Raw genomic sequence first — 6,427 nt, forward strand, 5'->3', positions numbered from 1 at the left:
CGACTCAGAAAGCATCAATTCTGATCGACATATTCATCTTACGCGATATCGGTCGAAATGTCAATCTATTCCACCCAGATTCGTACTGCTTCAATTCTCTTCGACTGTCCGGTCGTTCCTGCCATCTCGCCATCTTTTCTTACGCCCTGCCATCCGATATCCTGGACATGTGCTTCGTAGTAGAGCGTCTTACCAGGTACACCGGTCAGATGCAGTCTGAATGCTTCCAGTCTCAGAGATTTTCCGATCGTTCCAATCAGAGTATCCGGTTCGATATTATCAAGGTGTACCGTTCCGATATTCTGCACATGGAAATCACCGGACAATTTCGCATCCGGATATTTCTCCCGGATTGTTCTCAGATCGATCAACAGCGCTTCCAGTCTGGTAGAAAATCCAGTTGTGCCAGAAGTCTGGCCGTCCCTCACCGCATCTAACCAACCAAGATTCTGGCAGTGTGCGCGGTACCAGAGCTGATTGTTATTCTTCGCGGTGCCCGGAACCTGCTTGGCCGTTTTCTGTTCTTTATACGCGATTCCAAGGTATTCCAGAATCGCTTTTGCATAAGCCGTGCCAAACGCCTGCTGTTCTCCGACTGTATCAAAGATATCATTATCTTTATCATTGTCAATGAATCCAACCTCTGAAAGCACAGCTGTCATATTTGTTGCCTTAATGAACCACAGATGATTTCCAGATTTTACTCCTCTGCTGTTCTGGCCAAGTGCCTTTGTGTACTTCTCACAGAGCTGGGCGAGCTTCAGTCCGTTCGCATCTTCCTGCCAATAAAATGATTCCGATCCATCCCCGCCGCCAGCGTTTGTGTGAAAGCTTACCGCCACATCTGCCTTAGAGGCATTCGCTTCTTTCACTTCCTGCGTAACTGGGTCATTCTCGTCTTTTACACGGCTGCATACAACTTCCACACCATGTCTGATCAGTTCATTTCTACATGCAAGCATTACATTCAGATTGATTGTTTTTTCTTTCATGCCATAAGCACATGCTCCCGGATCTGTTCCTCCATGCCCCGCTGATAAAAATACTTTTGCCATACTCTTTCTCCTTTCCGTGCGATGTCGCACATTACATTATATAAAAGAGAGTCGTTTTCGACTCTCCTAATCTACAAATACCCAGTCTTCCGCAAGCATATCTGCTTGAGAGGCAAGCCAACCCATCTGTACGCCGGAAGTCCCGACAAATGCGATAGCTTTGTTTCCGATAGCATCATGATTGCAATTAACGATTTCTCCGGTTGCGGACTTGTAAGAGATTCCGGTAGCGAGCTGGATGTACTGATTTTTCCCATTCCATCCTTTGCGCTTTACTTTCAAGCCTCGCTTTATGTACTTGATTGCATCACCAAATCCAAACATTGCTTCGCCGCCAAGCACCGGACAATTCTCCTCATTTGCAATCATCCACTCATCAGAGGCTACATTTGAAAGTGTGTATTCCACTCGCTGTGTTTCCCGGATGTCCAGAATTTCTCCCTGATGGTCGGAATCCTGCGGTCTACAGTGAATCATCACGGTTTCTTTTTCTGCATCCCAGCACCAGTATCCGCCCCATGACGGAAGTTTTACCTTTGCTCCATTTTTCATTGCTTTTAATGCTTCTACAAATCTCATAGTTCTGTTCTCCTTTCATATCAAAACCGTGCGACGTCGCACATAAAAAGAGGACGATGTTACTCGCCCTCGACCTCTGGGATTCCGGCTACGCTTGTCAGAAGTGATAACACTCCCGCCAGCACTGCCGCAGATGCTACATACTTCCAGTCCACCTGCCCCATAGCTGCAGCTGCTCCGATTCCGGCAATGCCTGCCTGAGCCATCGTCTTTACCGCCCGGACTGCCGCCGCCTTCGCCCATTTTTTTGTGTTTACCGATACTTTAAGTACGCAATTCTTAAACATGCTTATTCTCCTTTCCTTGGCTCTGTTGGTAAATCCATCAACGCTTCATACAGATTAGTTCCTACGCCATTCCCTTTTAGTGCATGATATTCTCTGTATTCGTCCTCTAGACTCTGTTTTACATAGATTGGACAATAACCTAAATCATCATGGTACTTATTGTACAAGCGGATGAGGTCTGCCCGAAGCAAAGCCCGGATACCTTTTCTTGTAGCCAAAACCTGCCTGCCGAGATAGATCATGCAGGTCGATACAAATGTAATTAACTGCCAGTTTTCCGAGATAAATTTAATCACTTTCGTTTCTCCTGTCTTAATTTTCTGCATAAAAAATAAGACCTCTACGGTCTTGCTCTGATTTCCATATGTCACCTGCTTTCTGACACAGAAAAACCGCAGGCAACTGACCTACGGTAATTTTCTGTTTCTATATTTTATTTATATATTAATACCACAACTATTTAGCGTCATTTTTAACTGTCATTGAATTTATATCCATAACTTTCTCTTTTTCTTTAGAATAAGATAATATTCTGTTTATATATAATCCGCCAAAATAAAGTGTTAAAACTTCGATAACAACAAATACGCCACAGTATAAACGAGAAACTGGAACTATGTCATGGTTGCATATCATGAATATGCCAATTATGATGGGACATATAATAAGCAACCCTAACATGAGATAATAATAAACATAATTAGTTTTCTTAATAAAAGGTTCATTCCGCGTCTCGTTAAAAAGGTAATGGTCGAATCCGTTTTTTGAAGTATCTTTACAGTAGGCAAAAATACTTTCTTCAAGCATAAATATATAATGTGCTTCTTTGATAAACCGCGTAGTTAGATCTAACCATATTAAGCCAAAAAGACTACACACCCCAGGTAATATAACAGTAACAAGAAAAGCAATAGTATTCCTGGATTCTGGAAGTACACTAGAATCGTGAAGATATTGATTAAAATTATTTATCGTCACTCCATCAAATTTTTGTATTGTTTCATATAGGATATTAAATTGTGATAAGATAATTCCTAACAATACTCCTAAAAAAGCAAGCCAAATACTTACAATAGTAAATTCAAAAGAATATAAAGTTCGCTCTTCTTCTTTGAGAGTCTGATATTCCTTTAACATGATTTCTATTTTTGTACTATCATTCATTTGCTATCATCTCCTTTAAATGAATTATACCATAAATTAACCAATCATCAACATCCATCACATTATTCAACTTCTTTCCACAAACTCTCTGTTCCTGTCGCTCCAGGCTCCCATACATTATTGTCAATCAGTGACTCCCATGTCTTTCCATTGTGAGTAACCTTATCACCTGCCATATACGGGTTCGTGGAATCAGGCTGTTCCCATTCCGGAATCACGTTCGCATCCGGGATAAGGACTTTTGCGAAAAGAGACGGCGCCGCGTCTGGTGTCCATCCATCCTGCGAAGTATGGTCTTGCAAGACTTTATATATCGTTCCGTTATGTTCCAATCTCTTTCCTACAAAGTAGGTTTTACCACTTTTCCATTTTTCCACGAAATCGGGATAATTCAAGATTTCCTCATCGGTCATTGCATCGGTCTGTCCTTCAAGCAGTTTCCGCATCTGCCTTGCCTGCTCTTTCGTCATTCTGCCACCCCCATAATGATATTTAATGCTTCATCAGCTGATAGCTCCGGCTCTGGTTCTGCCGGATTGTCCACCAGTGTCCATACTTGCATAATCTCCGTATCAGTCTGTTCCCATCTGGATTCATAATGCTGTCCATCTGGCGCATCCGTTGGCATATCCGTGTAAGTAACTGGCAGGTATCCCATGTCCAGAAGGACATCATCTGGTGGGTTAAAAATTGTCTTTCCGTTGTAATCTACTTTGTTTGAAGCACTTCTGAGAGTGCCGGACATTAATTTTGCGTACAATTTATCAACTCCTTTTATATGTATCGTTCTGCGTTCTCAACATTGTAATCTATCTCCTTTCTGTGTCAACCTCCCTATCTACCTATTATTTTAATTTTTGTACCTACTCCAAAATTTACGTAGGAAACAAACTGTATTTGTTTTATTTCATCCAGGGCGATATTGTCATCATAATAATCTGAGTACCTCATAGATGTATTTGTTGATGATTGTACGTTAAAAATAGTAAACAGATTGCCAATTTTCGCTTCGAAATATCCTCTGCGATATCCCGTTGCTGGAAGCCCTGCTGATAACTGTGCATTCGCAATGGTTCCATTAACATCTGTTATCACCAGTCTGATAAACCCGCTTGTAGTTCCCTCACTGTTTGCCTTGCAGTCATAATAGACGGCAATCTCCCGGAATCCATGACCCTGTATCGGTGTTCCATCCGGCATTGTAGTAAAAATAAATGCACCTCCACTACCCGATAATTCCCCTTCTGTGACCATATCAACTATTGTCTGCCATTCTTTCACTTCATCTTCCTCCATTCCTAGTTCGCTTAATAGTCTCCGCCTAATCATACCGTCACCACCCAACTCTGCGCACACAAACACCCTTCCAGAATGCTTATTTCGTAAATTTTATTTACATCAACCGAGAATCCCGAAGGAATCTTAACCGTATCCGGGATAGTCAGTGTTGTGGCCGTTGCTCCACTCTGGAACACCAAATGATATTCATTTGCAATTCCAGTATCAGAAGATTCTGCCATCGTGATTGTAAGCTCACTCATTTCTGGAAAGATATAGAGCTTATTCGGTTCCAGTTCTACCGCTGTATCCGTTGACAGCTTCTCAATCCTTACCGTTCCGCCAGAACCACCAGAACCTTCGGGAATTGTCACCGTCACCGCACCAGAACCGTCATACTCCGCAGTTACCGCACCAGCGAATGTAAGCTTCTGCGGATTCGGGAGCTTATCTGGAATATCCGTAGTCTTCGCATATCCGCTGTCATTTTCCAGTTCGGATAGTTTTGTCGGTACTACAATCGCATCAATCAGAGCTTTCAGCGCCACACCCTGCGACGCAGAAAGTGGTTTATTCGAGACATTCGTAGTCAGATTATCAATGATGTCTGATACATTGACCTTACTGGTCGTAATGGCATCAATTAATGATTTGTTGGATTTGATGTACGCAACCACTTCTGACATCTGGTCAAGTGTCGTATCATCACTATCTGCCAGTGCATTCAGTCGTTCAGTTAATCCTTGTACTAAAAGACGAATGTCATTATGTGCATTTGAAGCCGTATTGTGTTCGGAAACTTTTGCGACTGCCGTACCGCTTGCGTCCGCCCCGACTTCTTCCGCAGTGTAGGTCGGCTTATCCTGCTGTTTCGCCCAGTCGGGTACTGTCGGGTCGCTTTCTTCTATCGGATTGGCTTCCATGTACGTTCCGACTGCTTCTGCAATCTTTTCATCCGATACACCGCCGCTCATGTCTTTCGCTTCAAACTCAGTTGGCTTTCCGGATTCATCGGTCTCCTTTACCGCCAACACCTGTCCCACTTTTGCAGGCACCGGAACGCCCACCTTGTCCTCAGCAATCTCATTGACTGTTTTTAAGATTTCTGCGAATGTATCATTTCCACCGCTTACGTGTCCCTCTGGCTTCGACCTCGTGCTAACCTTTGCCCGAATCTTGTATTCCGTATTGCCGGATGTCTCATCGGTCATATAGATATATGCGAAGAAGTAATAGCTGTCACCATACGCAGATTCGTTCTCTAGCATCGTATCCGGAACCACAACATCGGTAACACCGTCTTTTGTAACTCCAATTCTTCTAGCAGCTTCTCCGCCGTGCTCGTCCAAGGAAAAGTGTATTTCTACCGCAGTCGGAAGGTTCAGCCCTTGAATCCGAAGAATCTGCCCGTAGTCCCACTGCCAGATATCCTTAACTTCCGCAGTTCTGGAGCCTTCCTTGAAGCATGCTATATTAATCTTGTTTTCCATATCATCACCTACTTATTTATAGCAACAAATTTCTACAGCGTCCGACCACGGACTGTACGTCTCTTCCTCACCGTACGCCCGCACCCTCACTATAGGGCGTACATCTTCCGTATCCATGCATCCCGGGAAGAAATCATCCTCTCCTTCAGTCAGTATCAGATAATTATTAGTAACCTCTTTCGTCCTCGTCCCCGATGCATCTGTAACCTCGACCTTATACGATGTTGCGCCTTCGACAGATTCCCACGATATAATGAGATTATTTATATACGGATAGAAATACCGGCAGTGCCAGCATGTTGCATTGATAATTGCTGGCTTATCAAGAATCATCTTTTCAATCTGCTTCTGTGCCGCCTGGTTGACTGCTTCTTTCACTTCGTCAGACAGCTCCACGTGGATGTCCGGAATCTCCGGCATGTCTACGTCATACCGCGGCGTAAATCCTGCCTGCGCCACCATTGAGCAGGTTAATAATAATGTTAATACCAGTGTTACGATTCTTCTTTTCTTTCTCATATTATTTCTTCCTCCTTTTCACATTCTCCCCAGGCGCGGATCAATATTTTAAAAT

Annotated in this window: 10 protein-coding genes; all 10 read right to left on the reverse strand. The window is 43.3% G+C overall.

Features of this window, described 5'->3' with window-relative positions:
• Positions 1-65 precede the first annotated feature (65 nt).
• On the reverse strand, positions 66-1,055 hold the full coding sequence (locus ACTNB3_RS15470; RefSeq protein ID WP_441026737.1) for an N-acetylmuramoyl-L-alanine amidase: 990 nt from the start codon (positions 1,053-1,055) through the stop codon (positions 66-68).
• Between the two features lie 66 nt (positions 1,056-1,121).
• Positions 1,122-1,634 carry a DUF2829 domain-containing protein gene (locus ACTNB3_RS15475; protein WP_441026739.1) on the reverse strand — a complete coding sequence of 171 codons (513 nt, stop codon included), beginning with the start codon at positions 1,632-1,634 and terminating at the stop codon, positions 1,122-1,124.
• Between the two features lie 59 nt (positions 1,635-1,693).
• Positions 1,694-1,921 (reverse strand): holin, encoded by a 228-nt coding sequence (locus ACTNB3_RS15480; RefSeq protein WP_441026741.1) that lies wholly within the window; start codon positions 1,919-1,921, stop codon positions 1,694-1,696.
• A gap of 2 nt (positions 1,922-1,923) precedes the next feature.
• On the reverse strand, positions 1,924-2,217 hold the full coding sequence (locus tag ACTNB3_RS15485; protein ID WP_441026743.1) for a hypothetical protein: 294 nt from the start codon (positions 2,215-2,217) through the stop codon (positions 1,924-1,926).
• A 160-nt stretch (positions 2,218-2,377) separates the two neighbouring features.
• A complete protein-coding gene (locus ACTNB3_RS15490) occupies positions 2,378-3,085 on the reverse strand; it encodes a hypothetical protein (RefSeq protein ID WP_441026745.1) in 708 nt (235 codons plus the stop codon).
• A 62-nt stretch (positions 3,086-3,147) separates the two neighbouring features.
• Positions 3,148-3,555, reverse strand: a complete 408-nt coding sequence (locus ACTNB3_RS15495; protein WP_441026747.1) for a carbohydrate-binding protein — start codon at positions 3,553-3,555, stop codon at positions 3,148-3,150.
• Positions 3,552-3,845, reverse strand: a complete 294-nt coding sequence (locus ACTNB3_RS15500; protein WP_441026749.1) for a hypothetical protein — start codon at positions 3,843-3,845, stop codon at positions 3,552-3,554. The genes ACTNB3_RS15495 and ACTNB3_RS15500 overlap by 4 nt, the downstream gene beginning before the upstream one ends.
• Positions 3,846-3,919: 74 nt before the next feature.
• The gene (locus ACTNB3_RS15505) at positions 3,920-4,414 is read right to left on the reverse strand and encodes a hypothetical protein (protein WP_441026751.1); all 495 of its coding nucleotides are present in this window, start codon (positions 4,412-4,414) and stop codon (positions 3,920-3,922) included.
• Positions 4,411-5,853 carry a hypothetical protein gene (locus tag ACTNB3_RS15510; protein ID WP_441026753.1) on the reverse strand — a complete coding sequence of 481 codons (1,443 nt, stop codon included), beginning with the start codon at positions 5,851-5,853 and terminating at the stop codon, positions 4,411-4,413. The genes ACTNB3_RS15505 and ACTNB3_RS15510 overlap by 4 nt, the downstream gene beginning before the upstream one ends.
• Before the next feature lie 12 nt (positions 5,854-5,865).
• Positions 5,866-6,372 (reverse strand): hypothetical protein, encoded by a 507-nt coding sequence (locus ACTNB3_RS15515; RefSeq protein ID WP_441026755.1) that lies wholly within the window; start codon positions 6,370-6,372, stop codon positions 5,866-5,868.
• Positions 6,373-6,427 lie beyond the last annotated feature (55 nt).

Origin of the sequence: Bariatricus sp. HCP28S3_D3 (assembly GCF_052065755.1) — a bacterium.
Classification (GTDB): Bacteria; Bacillota; Clostridia; order Lachnospirales; family Lachnospiraceae; genus Allocoprococcus.